General features: G+C 74.0%; 17 protein-coding genes. 5 read left to right on the top strand and 12 right to left on the bottom strand.

The window, feature by feature from the left end:
- Positions 1–14: 14 nt before the first annotated feature.
- Positions 15–1,574 carry a hypothetical protein gene (locus DEJ16_RS15775; RefSeq protein ID WP_110899787.1) on the bottom strand — a complete coding sequence of 520 codons (1,560 nt, stop codon included), beginning with the start codon at positions 1,572–1,574 and terminating at the stop codon, positions 15–17.
- A gap of 104 nt (positions 1,575–1,678) precedes the next feature.
- Between DEJ16_RS15775 and DEJ16_RS10565 the strand changes: the two genes are divergently transcribed.
- A complete protein-coding gene (locus tag DEJ16_RS10565) occupies positions 1,679–2,110 on the top strand; it encodes a GNAT family N-acetyltransferase (protein ID WP_110824673.1) in 432 nt (143 codons plus the stop codon).
- Between the two features lie 22 nt (positions 2,111–2,132).
- Here the strand turns inward: DEJ16_RS10565 and DEJ16_RS10560 are convergent, their stop codons facing one another.
- From DEJ16_RS10560 to DEJ16_RS10550, 3 genes are read right to left on the bottom strand one after another with little or no spacing between them, the layout of a single operon-like run.
- A complete protein-coding gene (locus DEJ16_RS10560; RefSeq protein ID WP_110824847.1) occupies positions 2,133–2,663 on the bottom strand; it encodes an Lrp/AsnC family transcriptional regulator in 531 nt (176 codons plus the stop codon).
- 58 nt (positions 2,664–2,721) lie between these two features.
- A complete protein-coding gene (locus tag DEJ16_RS10555) occupies positions 2,722–3,231 on the bottom strand; it encodes a hypothetical protein (protein ID WP_110824674.1) in 510 nt (169 codons plus the stop codon).
- Positions 3,232–3,239: 8 nt separating this feature from the next.
- Positions 3,240–3,617, bottom strand: a complete 378-nt coding sequence (locus tag DEJ16_RS10550; RefSeq protein WP_110824675.1) for a DUF5997 family protein — start codon at positions 3,615–3,617, stop codon at positions 3,240–3,242.
- A gap of 33 nt (positions 3,618–3,650) precedes the next feature.
- On the opposite strand from DEJ16_RS10550, the gene DEJ16_RS10545 reads away from it, so the two are divergent.
- Positions 3,651–4,412 (top strand): LysR family transcriptional regulator substrate-binding protein, encoded by a 762-nt coding sequence (locus DEJ16_RS10545; RefSeq protein ID WP_181419556.1) that lies wholly within the window; start codon positions 3,651–3,653, stop codon positions 4,410–4,412.
- A 32-nt stretch (positions 4,413–4,444) separates the two neighbouring features.
- The gene (locus DEJ16_RS10540; RefSeq protein WP_146232865.1) at positions 4,445–4,915 is read left to right on the top strand and encodes a GNAT family N-acetyltransferase; all 471 of its coding nucleotides are present in this window, start codon (positions 4,445–4,447) and stop codon (positions 4,913–4,915) included.
- Positions 4,916–4,935: 20 nt separating this feature from the next.
- Here the strand turns inward: DEJ16_RS10540 and DEJ16_RS10535 are convergent, their stop codons facing one another.
- Both DEJ16_RS10535 and DEJ16_RS10530 read right to left on the bottom strand, forming a co-directional pair.
- A complete protein-coding gene (locus tag DEJ16_RS10535; protein ID WP_110824678.1) occupies positions 4,936–5,532 on the bottom strand; it encodes a DNA-3-methyladenine glycosylase I in 597 nt (198 codons plus the stop codon).
- A 36-nt stretch (positions 5,533–5,568) separates the two neighbouring features.
- The gene (locus DEJ16_RS10530; protein WP_110824848.1) at positions 5,569–5,985 is read right to left on the bottom strand and encodes a VOC family protein; all 417 of its coding nucleotides are present in this window, start codon (positions 5,983–5,985) and stop codon (positions 5,569–5,571) included.
- Positions 5,986–6,087: 102 nt separating this feature from the next.
- Between DEJ16_RS10530 and aroQ the strand changes: the two genes are divergently transcribed.
- A complete protein-coding gene (gene aroQ, locus DEJ16_RS10525) occupies positions 6,088–6,522 on the top strand; it encodes a type II 3-dehydroquinate dehydratase (RefSeq protein WP_110824679.1) in 435 nt (144 codons plus the stop codon).
- Positions 6,523–6,658: 136 nt separating this feature from the next.
- On the opposite strand, the gene DEJ16_RS10520 is transcribed toward aroQ, so the two are convergent.
- The gene (locus DEJ16_RS10520) at positions 6,659–7,255 is read right to left on the bottom strand and encodes an NAD(P)H-dependent oxidoreductase (RefSeq protein WP_110824849.1); all 597 of its coding nucleotides are present in this window, start codon (positions 7,253–7,255) and stop codon (positions 6,659–6,661) included.
- Between the two features lie 88 nt (positions 7,256–7,343).
- On the opposite strand from DEJ16_RS10520, the gene DEJ16_RS10515 reads away from it, so the two are divergent.
- Complete coding sequence (locus DEJ16_RS10515) at positions 7,344–7,808, top strand: MSMEG_6728 family protein (protein ID WP_110824680.1); 465 nt, start codon at positions 7,344–7,346, stop codon at positions 7,806–7,808.
- A 189-nt stretch (positions 7,809–7,997) separates the two neighbouring features.
- Here the strand turns inward: DEJ16_RS10515 and DEJ16_RS10510 are convergent, their stop codons facing one another.
- The 5 genes from DEJ16_RS10510 to nadA all read right to left on the bottom strand — a co-directional run bounded on the left by DEJ16_RS10510 (position 7,998) and on the right by nadA (position 13,400).
- Positions 7,998–8,261 (bottom strand): hypothetical protein, encoded by a 264-nt coding sequence (locus tag DEJ16_RS10510; protein ID WP_110824681.1) that lies wholly within the window; start codon positions 8,259–8,261, stop codon positions 7,998–8,000.
- A gap of 82 nt (positions 8,262–8,343) precedes the next feature.
- On the bottom strand, positions 8,344–9,483 hold the full coding sequence (locus DEJ16_RS10505; protein WP_110824682.1) for a cysteine desulfurase family protein: 1,140 nt from the start codon (positions 9,481–9,483) through the stop codon (positions 8,344–8,346).
- A 4-nt stretch (positions 9,484–9,487) separates the two neighbouring features.
- Positions 9,488–10,447, bottom strand: a complete 960-nt coding sequence (gene nadC / locus DEJ16_RS10500; RefSeq protein WP_110824683.1) for a carboxylating nicotinate-nucleotide diphosphorylase — start codon at positions 10,445–10,447, stop codon at positions 9,488–9,490.
- A complete protein-coding gene (locus DEJ16_RS10495) occupies positions 10,444–12,114 on the bottom strand; it encodes an L-aspartate oxidase (protein ID WP_110824684.1) in 1,671 nt (556 codons plus the stop codon). Before DEJ16_RS10495 ends, nadC begins: the two co-directional genes overlap by 4 nt.
- Positions 12,114–13,400 carry a quinolinate synthase NadA gene (gene nadA / locus DEJ16_RS10490; RefSeq protein WP_110824685.1) on the bottom strand — a complete coding sequence of 429 codons (1,287 nt, stop codon included), beginning with the start codon at positions 13,398–13,400 and terminating at the stop codon, positions 12,114–12,116. The genes DEJ16_RS10495 and nadA overlap by 1 nt, the downstream gene beginning before the upstream one ends.
- Positions 13,401–13,409 lie beyond the last annotated feature (9 nt).

Raw genomic sequence — 13,409 nt, 5'->3', positions numbered from 1 at the left:
CAGGTGCGCCGATCTCAATCGGGAGCGACGTCGTGGTCGCCGGTGACCGACGCTGGGAGGGCGTCGTCGGAGACCGAGCCGCCAAGGCCCGCGGCGAGGGGGGAGGTCGGGTTCGCGGCGCCCACGGTGCCGAGGACGTTCGCGCCGGCCGAGCCACCGGAGGCGGACCCGCCCGTGGAGCTGCCTGTGGCGCCGTCGAACGGGGCCCGCGTGGGTGCGCCGCCCTCGGGGAGGACGAGGGCCTCGCCGCCGAACGTCGCCGTCGCGGGAGCCGGGACGAGGACCTCGTCAGCGACCGTCCCGACCATCGACCGCGACGAATTTTCTGCTGCGACGGCGACGGCGGTCGCCGAGCGCTGTCCCGCAGCGGGTGTCACGGACGCATCGTCCGTCGTCCCCACCGACGGCACGACGGCCCCGACCTCGCCGCCGTCGCGGCCGACAGGACCCTCGCGGTCGACCGGGAGGGTCGGGGCCGAGGTCGGGGCCGGCCCGGGCCCGACGACCGGGGCCCCCGGCAGCGCACCGCCGGAGCCGGGGAGCACCGGGCGGACGGGGACGTCGACGACGGGGAGCGGGCCTCCAGGCAGGAGCCCATCGCCGACGGACGGGAGTCCGCCGACGACCCCGGGCACCCCGGCCACCACGTCCGGCACGACGGCGACGGTGTCGCCGACGATGCCGAGGGTTCCGTCGACGATGCCGGTCACGGGGTCGGTCACCCCGCCCAAGGCGTCGTCGCCGAGCAGCGTGCCGACGACCGGGAGGCTCCCGACCACCCGGTCGACGGTCGCCACGATGGAGGTCACCGGGCCGACGGCCGTCACGGTCTGCACCGTCCCGGTGACGGGGGCCAGTGCCCCGGAGACGCCGTCCGCGACCGGCCGGGAGGCACTGGTCACGTCCGGCACGAGGCCGTCGACGAGCGACGTGCCCGGACGGTTCGTGTCCGGGCCGGTCGTGCCCGGACGGGTCGGGCTCGGACGGCTCGTGCCCGGACGGCTCGGGGTCTCCGCCGGAGTGCCGACGGCGGTGGTCGCGGGTGCCGCTGGCGCGGGCCCGGAATCGTCCCCGGCCGGCCGGGAGGTCGTCGGTGCTGCAGGCGTCGCCTCGGCCACGGGGGTCGTGACGGGGGCAGCGGGGGCCGGCGCGACGGGAGCCGGCGCAGGTGCCGCCGGGGCGGATGCGACGGGTGCCGGAGCGGCCGGCGCGACGGGGGCCGGGGCCACAGGAGCCGGAGCGGCCGGTGCCGGGGCGACCGGGCGCGGAGCCGGCGGGACGGGGGCAGGAACGGCGCTGCGGACCGGTGCCACGGCGCGGTCGACGACGTCGCCGACCCCGCTCGTCACGCGCTGGGCAGCACTGCCGACGCCAGAGACCACTCCGCCGACCAGGCCGTCGGGCCGCGGTGCCGCCTGGGTCTGCGCCCCGCTCCCGAGCAGGGAACCACCGACAGCGGCAGCCGGTCGGGCGCCGAGGACGATCGAGAGCAGCACGACGGCTGCGACGATCCCGCAGGCCATGAGCGCCCATCGCAGGACCGTGCGCCAGGGTGCACGCATCGTCGCGTCCATGCGCTCACCTCCTGATCTCGGCTGCGCACGTAGAGTGGTTGACCGGCACGGTAGACCAGCACCGGTGCCCTGCTCCTCATTCACATCGAACAGTCAGGAACGGCGTGACCTCGACCTTCAGTGCCCCCACTCGCAACCTCGACATCGTCACGCTGCACGAGATCCTCCGTCTGCGGCAGGACGTGTTCGTGGTCGAGCAGGAGTGCGCCTACCCGGACATCGACGGCCGCGACCTCGAGCCGGGCACGGTGCAGTTCTGGGCCGGGACCGGGTCCGTCGACGCCACCCTGCGACTCCTCCGCGAGCCTGACGGCACCGAGCGGATCGGCCGCGTCGCGACCGCGGCACACGCCCGCGGCAAGGGGCTCGGGGCGGCGCTGATGACGGCGGCGATCGCCGAGAGCCGGTCCCCCAGCATCGCGATCAACGCGCAGGCACACCTCGGCGAGTGGTACGCGCAGTTCGGCTTCGTGCGCTCGGGGGAGGACTTCCTCGAGGACGCCATCCCGCACACCCCCATGGTCCGCACGCGCTGACCCGGCCGGAGCGGCTGCGGCGCTAGGCCTGCCAGCGGCGCAGCTCGCCGTACGAGCGGGCCTGGTGCTCCCGGTCGGCGACCAACCGCTCGAACACGATCGAGGTCTGCGTCGTCGCGACCGAGGGGTCACCGCTCAGCTCGTCGGCGACGAAGTCCCGCAGTTGCTCGGTGGACGTGCACGCGATGTGCACGAGGAAGTCCTTGTCGCCGGCCAGGAACGACACGTCGAGCACCACCGGCACCCGGAGCAGGCGCTTCGCGAACTCCCGGAGCTCGTGGCGTGCGGCCGCGTGCACCCGCACGGACACCATCGCCTCGATCGAGAACCCGAGCCGGGCGATGTCCACCTCGGCCCGGTAGCCCGCGATGACGCCGGCGTCCTCGAGCGCACGGACCCGGACCAGGCACGTCGACGGAGCGATGCCGACCGCTGCTGCGAGTCGGTTGTTCGGGATCCGGGCATCGGCGGCCAGCACCCAGAGGATCCGCTCGTCGACCTCGTCGAGTCGGGGCGACGGAGCGTCGGGGCGGCGGACGATGCGGTCGGACACCACGCAACCGTAACGCGGTGCTCCCGTGACGCCGGGCAACCGCGTCGGCGGGACCGGGTCACATCGCCAGGGTCATCCCGACGACGGCGACGGTCATGGCGAACACCTCGCCGCTGCGGACGGCACGGCGGTCCTCCCGGGCCCACTCGTACCGGAGCAGCCAGCCGCTGAAGGCGCAGTACCCGATCACCCCGGCTCCGAGCACCGCCGTCAGGACGAGCGCGTGCGCGTGCACGGCACCGCCGACGAGTTCGGAGGCGTGACCCATGAACAGCATGCCGGCCATGACCACCGCCGAGAGCGCCCGGTGCACGTCCATCGGTTCCGCGCGACGGCCGTCACCCCGACGCCGTCGCACGACGGGCAGCGGCGCGAGGAACAGCAGCAGCGCCGCGGCGAGGATCGTCCACGACGGCCCGGCCTGGACCACGGGCATGAGCATGGCGACGAGCATGACCGCCGCGGGCACGATGACCCCGGGCCGCGGGCGGTACCGGTCCCCGACGATGCAGCAGACCGAGGCGAACTGCGGCACGACGAGCACCGCGTCGGCGACGGTCGCGTGCATCGGGGGTGTCAGCCCTCGGTGCGGGCGGCGCGCTCCTGCTTCACGCGCACGTTCTCGGAGCGGACCGCGGCCTGGGTCGAGCGCTCGCGGACGAGCCACTCGGGCATCTCCTGCAGCAGCTGCTTGATCTGCTCGGTGGTGAGGACGTCGTCGACGCCGGCGCGGGCGAGTCCGGAGATCGAGACGCCGAGGCGCGCGGCCACGACCGGGCGGGGGTGCGGCCCGTCGCGACGGAGGTCCTGGAGCCACGTCGGCGGCTCGCTCTGCAATTCGTCGAACGTCGTGCGAGCGATCGGGCCCGCGCGGAACGACTCCGGGGTCGCCGAGAGGAGGACGCCGAGCTTCTTGGCAGCGGTCTCGGGCTTCATGGTCTGTTCCTGGGCCATGGTGACAAGGGTACGGCCCGTATGCTCGGGTGCATGACCGCGCTCGCCATCGCCTTCGTACCCGGGGTCTCCCCCGCCAAGTGGGTGCGGGTGTGGCGGGAGCGTCGTCCGGACGTCGACCTGGTGCTCCTGCCCGTGGAGGCCGACGGCGTCACCGCGGCGATCGAGGGCGACGCGGACATGGTGTTCGCCCGGATGCCCGTGCCCGAGCAGCACCACGCGATCCCGCTCTGGACCGAGACCGCGGTCGTCGCTGCCCCGAAGGACTCCCCGCTCGCCGACCTCGACGAGGTGACCGAGGCGGACCTCGCCGACGTCACGGTCCTCGACGCCGGCCCGGTGCCGCCGGACGTGTCCGCTGCGCTCGACCTGGTCGAGGCGAACGTCGGCGTCGTCGTCCTACCGCAGTCGCTCTTCCGCGCGGCGAGCCGGAAGGACCTCGTGTCCCGACCGCTGGCCGGCTCCCCCGGCACCCGCGTCGCCCTGGTCTGGCGCGACGAGGACGCCTCCGAGCTGACCGAGGAGTTCATCGGCGTGGTCCGCGGCCGCACCGCCAACAGCTCTCGGAACCAGGCGGACCAGCCGGGAGGCCCGGATCCCGACACCGCGGACCGTGCCCGCCCGGCGAAGGGCGGTGGCAAGGCCACGGCGTCCAACGCGAAGACCGTCGCCAAGCGGAGTGCGACGAAGGGCACCGGCGCGAAGAGCGGCGGCGGGAAGAACTCCACGGGACGCGGCCGGACGCCGCGCGGCATGTCCGGCAAGCCGAAGCGCGGCTCGAAGGGCAACCGGTGACGGCCCCGGACGACGGGCGAGCGGAGCGGCCGATGCGTGCCGTCCGCCTCGTGCCGATGCCCGCGGACCGACTCCCCGGGTGGCTCGACCGTTCCATGGCGGAGTACGTCGAGTCCCGCGTGCGGTCCGGTGAGAGCCGCGAGCAGGCCGACGCCAACAAGCAGCGCTCCCTCGACACCTGGTTCCCCGGCGGGTCACCCGCGGCGGGGCACCACGTGTGGGAGCTGACCGACCAGGACGACACGGTCGTCGGGCACCTCTGGATCGGCCCGTTCACCCCGGGCAGCAGCGACTGGTGGGTGTTCGACATCGAGGTCGACGTCGACCACCGCCGGCAGGGGCACGCGCGACGAGCGTTCGAGCTCGCCCACGAGGTCGCCCGCAGCGAGGGCGCGACGAGCATCGGTCTCAACGTCTTCGGCTACAACACCGGCGCGCGCGAGCTCTACGAACAGCTGGGGTACGAGGTCGCCTCGCTGCAGATGCGGCTCCCGCTCGACTGACGCCGGTGCGGACGGGCTCGTCAGTCGGGCCAGACGCCCGACGTCCCCCGGCGGTGGCTGCCGACGAGGTGCGTGTCGACGATCCCCAGCGCTTCCATGAGCGCGTGCATGGTGGTCGGTCCGACGAAGGCGAACCCCCGTTTCCGCAGCGCCTTCGACAGCGCGGTCGATTCGGGACTGGTGGTCGGGACCTCGGCGACGGTCCGTGGCCTCGGGGTGTCGGCGGGCCGGAAGGACCAGACGAAGTCCGCCAGCCCGCCGTCCGCCCGCAGCGCGATGGTCGCGCCGGCGTTCGTGATCGTCGCGGCGATCTTCGCCCGGTTCCGGACGATGCCCGCGTCACCGAGCAGCCGTGCGACGTCGTCCTCCCCGAACCCGGCGACGACGTCGGGGTCGAAGTCCGCGAAGGCCGCCCGGAACGCCGGGCGCTTGGCCAGGATCGTCCGCCACGACAGGCCGGACTGGAACGCCTCGAGCGACAGCCGCTCGAAGACGCCTCGTTCGTCCCGGACGGGCATGCCCCACTCGGTGTCGTAGTACTCCCGCAGCATCGGGTCGACCGATGCCCACAGCGGTCGGGCGCGGCCGTCCTCGCCGGTCACGAGATCCGTCGTCATCGTCCCATCCTGGCGGACGGCACGACCGGTGCGGCGTCAGTCGGCGTGCGGGCCGTCCTCGGCCGCGGCCGGGTCCATCCAGACGTACTCCCAGCGGTGGCCGTCCGGGTCGACGAAGCTGCGCTGGAACATGAACCCGAGGTCCATCTCCGGTCGGTCCTCGGTCCCGCCGGCCTCGACCGCGGCGTCGACGATCCGGTGGACCTCGTCCTTCGTCTCGGCGCTCAGGGAGTTGATGACCTCGATCGTGTCCGACGCGGCGATGGTCTTGTCCGTGAACTCGGAGAACTTCGCGTGCGTGAGGAGCATCACGTACACGGTGTCGCTGATGACGATGCTCGAAGCGGTGTCGTCACTGAACACCGGGTTCAGTGGGTAGCCGAGTGCCCGGTAGAACCCGGTCGCCCGGTCCAGGTCGGACACCGGCAGGTTGATGAACACCATGGTCGACATGTGCGGTCCCTTCGTCGAGACCAACCTGACCCCTCGTGCCCGCTCGCGCAACCGTTCCGTGGCGGAACCGCCCCGGCCACGGCCGCTCGCTAGGCTCGGAGCATGCGCATCCTCGTCCTCAACGGCCCGAACCTGGACATCCTCGGCCGCCGTGACCCGGAGCAGTACGGCACGGTGACGCTCGCCGAGATCGAGGCGATCGTCCACACCGAGGCCGCGGTGCACGAGCTCCAGGCCGACTTCCGACAGACGAACCGCGAGGGTGAACTCGTCGAGTGGCTGCACGAGGCGCTCGACGACTTCGCGGGCGTCGTCATCAACCCCGCGGCGTACGCGCACACCTCGATCGCACTGCACGACGCCGTGGAGGCACTGCGCGTCCCCGTCATCGAGGTGCACCTGTCGAACACGTGGAAGCGCGAGCCGTTCCGGCACGTCGACCACGTCGCCACCGCGGCGACCGCCGTCATCGCCGGCGCGGGCGCCGACGGGTACCGGCTGGCCGTCGCGCACCTCGCGTCGCTGCTGCCCCGCTGACGGCGGCGTCCCGCCGAGACGCCGAGAGCCGAGACGCCGCCACGTCGTCGCGGCGCCGCCGGATCCGGAGGCGTCTCGCGCCTCCCGGGGCGTCTCACCGTGACGGGGGCGTCCGGCGAGCCGGCCGGGAGGCCCGTCAGAAGTCGGCCGGCCGCCGCACGTCGTCGACGCCGGCGGCGACGAAGCCGCCGCGGATGATCGGCAGCGCCCGACGGACGGCCTGGTCGATCCGCAGCTCGAGGTCGACGCTCGCGATGTCGTACCCGCCGGCCCGCTTCGTGAAGTCGCGCTCGTTCCCGAACACCGCGAGCGGGAGCGTCGTCGACTGGAAGAACCCGAACAGCGGTCGCATCTGGTGCTCGACGAGGAGCGCGTGGCGGTCGCTGCCGCCGGTCGCCGTGAGCAGCACCGGGGTGTCGACGAGGTCGTACTGGCCGATCCAGTCGAAGAACAGCTTGAACGCACCGGAGTACGCGGCGCGGAACGCCGGGCTCCCGACGACCAGCACGTCCGCCGCCTCCACCGCCGCCAGTGCGGCCTGGGTCTCGGCGGCCATCTGCTCCCGCCCGGCGGCGGCACCGAGGTCGGCCAGGAGCGGCCCGATCTCCACGGTGACGGACTCGGCGTCGGGCAGCTCGGCCACGAGCCGCTCCACCGTCGCCCCGACGAGCGTCGAGGTACGGGACGGGTCCGATGGGCTGCCGCTGACACCGACGACGAGGGTTCCGCTCATGCGCTCGATGCTCACACGTGCCCGCCGAGCAGGGTGTCGTTGTGACGACTTGTGTCGGTTCCCGGCCCGCCGGCGTACCGTCCGACAGATGCAGACCTTCCTGCCGTTCGCCGACTTCCGGGCCTCTGCCGAGGTGCTCGACGACAAGCGTCTCGGCAAGCAACGGGTCGAGACGCTGCAGGTCATGCGTGCGTTGACGCTGCCGGACTACGGCTGGCAGCACCACCCGGTCACCGCGATGTGGCGTGGCTTCCGGCCGGCGCTGATGGCGTACCAGGACGCGACGTGCCGGGTCTGGCTCGAGCGCGGCCACGCGGACACGTGCCTCGAGAAGACCCTCGCGGACCTGGCCCTCGTGCCGGAGGACCTCGTGGCGTACGAACGCGGGGACTTCGAGGTCCCGTCGTGGAACACGGACGAGCGGGTGCACCTGTCGCACCGGTCCAAGCTCGTGCAGAAGGCGCCCGAGCACTACCGACCGTTGTTCCCCGACGTCCCGGACGACCTGGACTACCACTGGCCCGGCACCGTGGCGCACCGCACCTCGGCCTGACGGGACCGGACCCGCCGCAGATCTCAGGGGGAACGGGAGCGATCGTTCAGGGGTCGATCGTCCCGGATCCGCAGCGGGCCCGGTCGTTCCGGGAGCAGCACGGCAGGGGCCGGCGTCCCGGCCGGACGCGCATCAGGGGGTGCGTCCGGTCCAGCGCACCGCCAGCACGGCGGTGCAGACCTCGGGTGGTCAGTGGTGGAGCCGGCCCTCCCGGTACCGGTCGGCCTCCGTCGGCGCCGCCATGGACCGTCCAGCCCGGTCCAGGTGCGCCGGCAGCAGGGCACTCGCGAGGGTGGCGAGGGCACCGACGACGGCGATGACGCCGAGGGGCAGCGCATCGAGGCCGTGCGTTGCGCCGACTGCCAGCGCGAGGACCGTGGCGGGCGCAGGCAGGAGCTGGACCGCTCGGAAGCGGTCGTCCTGCGTCGCCGGTCGGATCGTCACGTTGGCCATGTGACCACTCTGCCGGACACCTCCTGTCCGCAGAAGGGGGGACACGGCCCCAGAGCTGGAGTAGAACGTCTAGTACACGGGGTCAGCCGAGCATCCGGACCGCCGCGACGGCCGCCACGACGGCGTCCACCACCTGCTCGCCGTCCGCCCGGGTCAGCGTCTCGTCGAAGGTCAACCGCACCGCCGAGCGGGCCACGTCCTCCGACAGGCCGAGCGCCGTCAGCACGTGCGACGCCTCGGTGCTGCCCGCGGCACAGGCGCTCCCTGACGACGACACGACGTCCCGGCGCTCGAGTTCGAGCAGCACCGTCTCGCCGAGCACGCCCGCGAAGCAGAACGACGCGTGTCCCGGCAGTCGGCGGTCCGGCGACCCGGTCAGCACGGCGCCGGGCACCCGGGCGAGCACCCCGGCGACGACGGCGTCCCGGACCGTGGTGGCCGTTCCCGCGGCTGCGTCCCGTCCGGCGAGGACACTCCCCCACGCCGCCGCGAGACCGACCGCACCCGCGACGTCCTCCGTGCCCGAACGTCGGCCGCGCTCCTGTCCACCGCCGTGCAGGAGTGGCTCGAGCGCGACACCGGCCCGGACCGCCAGGGCCCCGATGCCCTTCGTCGCACCGAGCTTGTGCCCGGACACCGAGACCGCGTCGACCCCGAGCACGTCGAGCCCGACCGGCAGCCACGGTGCGGACTGCACGGCGTCGGTGTGGAACCGCGCACCCACGGCGTGCGCGACCTCTGCGAGTGCCCGCACGTCCTGCACCGTGCCGATCTCGTTGTCCGCGTGCGCGACGGTCACGAGCGTCGTGTCCGGGCGGAGTGCCGCGCGCAGGGTCTCGGGCAGGACGGTGCCGTCCGCCGTGACCGGCACGACCGTGACCGTGAAGCCGTGGTGCCGTTCGAGGTACCGGCAGCTCTCGAGGACGGCCTCGTGCTCGACGGCGCTCGTCACGACGTGCCGCCCGCGGGGTGCACCGAGCGCGATGCCCTTCACCGCGGTGTTCGCACCCTCGGTGCCGCCGCTCGTGAAGACGACCTCGCCGGGCCGACAGCCCAGGGCGCGGGCGACCGCCGAGCGCGCACCTGCCAGGCCCCGGGCCGCGGCGTCCCCGACCTCGTGCGTGGAGGACGGGTTGCCGAAGGTGCCGGTCAGGTACGGCCACATCGCCTCGAGGACCTCGCGGCGGACGGGCGTTGTCGCGGCCCGGTCGAGGTAGAACACGGCGTCAGACCGGGCGGACGTCGACGTCGAGCCCGAGGTCGAGCGCCCGCGCCGAGTGCGTGAGGGCGCCGACGGACACGAGGTCGACCCCGGTCGCGGCGATCGCGGCCACCGTGTCGAGCGAGACCCCGCCCGACGCCTCGACGAGCGCGCGGCCCGCCACGAGGGCCACGCCCTCCTCGAGCATCGGCACGGTGAAGTTGTCGAGCATGACCGTGTCGACGCCCGCGGCGACGACGGGTTCGATCTGGTCGATGCGGTCCACCTCGACCTCGAGGTGCACGGTGTGCCCGAGACGCCGTCGTGCGGCCCGGATCGCGTCGCCGATGTCCGTGCCGCCGGCCAGGAGCACCGCGAGGTGGTTGTCCTTCGCCAGGACCGCGTCCGACAGCGACGTCCGGTGGTTGTGGCCGCCGCCGCAGCGCACCGCGTGTCGTTCGAGCGCGCGGAGGCCGGGCGTGGTCTTCCGGGTGTCGACGACCCGGGTACCGGTCCCGGCGACGGCGGCGACGTACTGCGCGGTGAGGGTCGCGATCCCGGACATGCGCTGCACGAGGTTGAGGGCGACCCGCTCGGCACGGAGCACGGACCGGGCCGACCCGGTCACGCTCGCGATGACGTCCCCCGCGGCGAAGACGTCCCCGTCGCGGAGTGCCACGGACACGGCGAGGTCGGGGTCGACGGCGTGCATCACGGCGACGAACACCTCGCCGCCGGCGAGCACGCCGGGCTCACGCGCCGCGAGGCTCGCGGCCGCGGCCGCCGTCGCGGGGATGAGGGTCTCGCTCGTGACGTCACCCCACGGCGCGTCCTCCTCGAGCGCGGTGTCGATCACCCGCCGGAGCACGTGCGGCGGGACCGTGCCGGGGTCGGTGACGGCGGGCACGGCCGGGGCGGTGGCAGCGGCCTGGGCGGCGGGAGCGGCCTGGGCGGTGGGAGCGGCCGGGGCGGCGGGAGCGGTCATGCGAGTACCTCCTGCAGGGCGGTGGGCGCGGCGTCGGACGGGCCGGCCGGTCGGGCCCGGACCCATGCGGTCGTCATCGGCGCGGTCGGGTCGGTGTCGGGGTGGTCGGTCCGGGCGTGGGCACCGCGGGACTCGGTCCGGGCCTCGGCGGCGAGCGCCGTCACCCGGGCGAGGTCGAGCAGCGCCCGGTCCTCGGCACGGCGCACGGTCGTCGGCAGCGGCGCCGGCACCACGGCGAGCACCCGCCGGGCCTCCGCCAAACCGGCGGCGTCGCGCAGCAGGCCGACGTGCTCGGTCATCACGGCCTGGACCGCGTCGCGGACGGCGGTGTCGGTGCCGACCCGGCCCGGGCCTCCCGGCCGGTCGCCGACCGACAGACGCACGCCGTCCACCGGACGGGAGGCCCGCCTGCCGTCCGGCGGATCGGCGACGACGGTCGGCGCGAGCGTCGCGTCGCCGCGCAGCCGCGGCCGGTCGGGGCGCGGGGACCCGAGTGCGTCGGCGGCGCGGACCGCGAACACCAGGCCCTCGAGCAGCGAGTTCGAGGCGAGGCGGTTGGCCCCGTGCACGCCGGTGCAGGCGACCTCCCCGACGGCGGAGAGCCCGGGCAGGCTGGTGCGGCCCTCGGTGTCGGTCGCGACGCCGCCCATGGCGTAGTGCGCGGCGGGTGCGACCGGGACGCCCTCCCGGGTCCAGTCGACGCCGACCGCCCGTGTGGCCCGGGTGAGGCCGGGGAACCTGGCGAGCAGGAACGCGGGGTCGAGCCCGGTCGCGTCGAGGAGCACGGGGCGCCCGCCCTGGGCACGCATGGCGCTCGCGATCCCCCGCGCGACGACGTCCCGCGGCGCGAGCTCGGCGTCCGGGTGCACGTCGCGCATGAAGCGGTGCCCGCGCTCGTCCCGCAGGACGGCTCCCTCACCGCGGACGGCCTCGGAGACCAGCCCACCGCCGGGCACGGCGAGACGCGTCGGGTGGAACTGGACGAACTCGAGGTCGGCGAGCACGGCGCCGGCCCGCCAGGCCGCGGCGGCACCGTCCCCGGTGGCGACGAGCGGGTTGGTCGTCTCGCGGTACAGGTGGCCGGCTCCCCCCGAGGCGAGCAGCACCGCGTCCGCGTCGATCCGCCGCGGTTCGCCGAGCAGGTCGAGGACGTCGACGCCGACGACCTGTCCGTGGCGGACGACGAGGTCGGTGAGGCAGGTCCGCTCGAGGATGGTGACGTGCCGGCGGTGCAGTGCGGCGACGAGGGTCCGTTCGACCGCGGCCCCGGTCGCGTCGCCGCCCGCGTGCAGGATGCGCCAGCGCCCGTGGGCGGCCTCGCGCCCCCGCGCCAGGTCGTCGCCGTACCGGTCGAGTGCGGCCGGGTCCGGCGTCCGGTCGAACGGCACCCCGAGGGCGACCAGGTCGCGCACGCGGGCCGGACCGTCGGTGCAGAGGACGTCGACGGCGCGGGCGTCCGCCGTGCCCGCGGCTGCGACGTGCGTGTCGTGCTGGTGGAGGGCGGCGGTGTCGTCGGCCCCCAGGGCGACCGCGATGCCACCCTGCGCGGACGCCGTGGCGCCGTCGGTCAGGGTGCCCTTCGTGACGAGGGTGACGTCGTGCTCGGTGCTCGCGCGGATCGCGGCGGTCAGGCCGGCGATCCCCGACCCGACGACGACGACGTGCATCAGGCCCGGGTCCCCAGCGGGCGGGGCTTCGCGGCGAGCATGCGTTCCAGCGCGACCTTCGCGTCGACTTGGACGTCGGCGGGGACCACGATCTCGTTGAGCACGACACCGTCCACGAGCGCCTCGAGCACCCACGCCAGGTAGCCGGGGTGGATGCGGTACATGGTCGAGCACGGGCACACCACCGGGTCGAGGCACGTGATCGTGTGCTGCGGGTACTCGGCGGCGAGCCGGTTGACCATGTTGACCTCGGTGCCGATCGCGAACGACGTCGGCTCGGTGGCCGCGGCGACGGTCTTCCGGATGAGGTCGGTGCTGCCGGCGACGTCCGCGGCGTCCACCACGGCCATCGGGCACTCCGGGTGCACGATCACGCGCACGTCGGGGTCCTCGCGGCGGGCCTGCTCGATCTGGTCGACCGTGAAGCGGCGGTGGACGGAGCAGAACCCGTGCCACAGGACCACCTGGGCGTCGAGCAGCTCGGCGGCGGTGTTGCCGCCCCCGGCCAGGCGCGGGTTCCACATCGGCATCCGGTCGGTGCTGATCCCCATCGCCTTCGCGGTGTTCCGGCCCAGGTGCTGGTCGGGGAAGAACAGCACGCGCTGCCCCCGCTCGAACGCCCACTCGAGCACCGTCGCGGCGTTCGACGACGTGCACACGATCCCGCCGTTCCGACCGCAGAACGCCTTGAGGTCCGCGGCGGAGTTCATGTACGTGACCGGGATGACCGGGACACGGCCGTCGGCGTCGGGGTCGGAGCCGTACAGCGCGGTCAGCTCCGCCCAGGCGGCCTCGACGCTGTCGATGTCGGCCATGTCCGCCATCGAGCACCCGGCGGCCAGGTTCGGCAGGATGACGCGCTGGTCGTCCCGCGCCAGGATGTCCGCCGTCTCGGCCATGAAGTGCACACCGCAGAACACGATGGCCTCGGCGTCGGGCTTGGTCAGGGCGGCGTTCGCGAGCTGGAACGAGTCGCCGAGGAAGTCCGCGTGGCGCACGACCTCGTCCCGCTGGTAGAAGTGCCCGAGGACGACCACCCGGTCGCCGAGGGTCGCCTTCGCCCGCTCGATCCGCTCGTGCAGCTCCTCGTCGGGCGCGTGCTTGTACTCGTCCGGCAGCACACCCTGGCGGGGCGCCGTCGTCGGGATGACGTCGGACATCGACGACCCGGGGCCGTACCCGGGCACGGCGTCGAAGTCCCAGGTGGGAGCGGCGAGGTCGGGCGTGCAGGTGGTGCCGGCCGCCCGGCCGTTCGAGATCAGTTCGATGGTGGTCGCGATGGACACGGTTCCGTC

The organism is Curtobacterium sp. MCJR17_055, assembly GCF_003224335.1.
In the GTDB taxonomy this organism is placed as follows: Bacteria; Actinomycetota; Actinomycetes; order Actinomycetales; family Microbacteriaceae; genus Curtobacterium.
This window is presented reverse-complemented; position numbering and strand designations above follow the sequence as displayed.

Bases quoted from the DNA above. Each gene is read 5' to 3' on its own strand.
- DEJ16_RS10495 (WP_110824684.1), bottom strand. From the start codon at position 12,114: ATGCACGTCGTCGTCGTCGGGTCGGGGATCGCCGGCCTGACCGCCGCG.
- DEJ16_RS15775 (WP_110899787.1), bottom strand. From the start codon at position 1,574: ATGGACGCGACGATGCGTGCACCCTGGCGCACGGTCCTGCGATGGGCG.
- nadC (WP_110824683.1), bottom strand. From the start codon at position 10,447: ATGACCGCTCCCGCCGCCCCGGCCGCTCCCACCGCCCAGGCCGCTCCC.
- DEJ16_RS10550 (WP_110824675.1), bottom strand. From the start codon at position 3,617: ATGGCCCAGGAACAGACCATGAAGCCCGAGACCGCTGCCAAGAAGCTC.
- DEJ16_RS10530 (WP_110824848.1), bottom strand. From the start codon at position 5,985: ATGTCGACCATGGTGTTCATCAACCTGCCGGTGTCCGACCTGGACCGG.
- DEJ16_RS10555 (WP_110824674.1), bottom strand. From the start codon at position 3,231: ATGCACGCGACCGTCGCCGACGCGGTGCTCGTCGTGCCGCAGTTCGCC.
- DEJ16_RS10535 (WP_110824678.1), bottom strand. From the start codon at position 5,532: ATGACGACGGATCTCGTGACCGGCGAGGACGGCCGCGCCCGACCGCTG.
- DEJ16_RS10540 (WP_146232865.1), top strand. From the start codon at position 4,445: ATGCGTGCCGTCCGCCTCGTGCCGATGCCCGCGGACCGACTCCCCGGG.
- DEJ16_RS10515 (WP_110824680.1), top strand. From the start codon at position 7,344: ATGCAGACCTTCCTGCCGTTCGCCGACTTCCGGGCCTCTGCCGAGGTG.
- DEJ16_RS10520 (WP_110824849.1), bottom strand. From the start codon at position 7,255: ATGAGCGGAACCCTCGTCGTCGGTGTCAGCGGCAGCCCATCGGACCCG.
- DEJ16_RS10510 (WP_110824681.1), bottom strand. From the start codon at position 8,261: ATGGCCAACGTGACGATCCGACCGGCGACGCAGGACGACCGCTTCCGA.
- DEJ16_RS10545 (WP_181419556.1), top strand. From the start codon at position 3,651: ATGACCGCGCTCGCCATCGCCTTCGTACCCGGGGTCTCCCCCGCCAAG.
- aroQ (WP_110824679.1), top strand. From the start codon at position 6,088: ATGCGCATCCTCGTCCTCAACGGCCCGAACCTGGACATCCTCGGCCGC.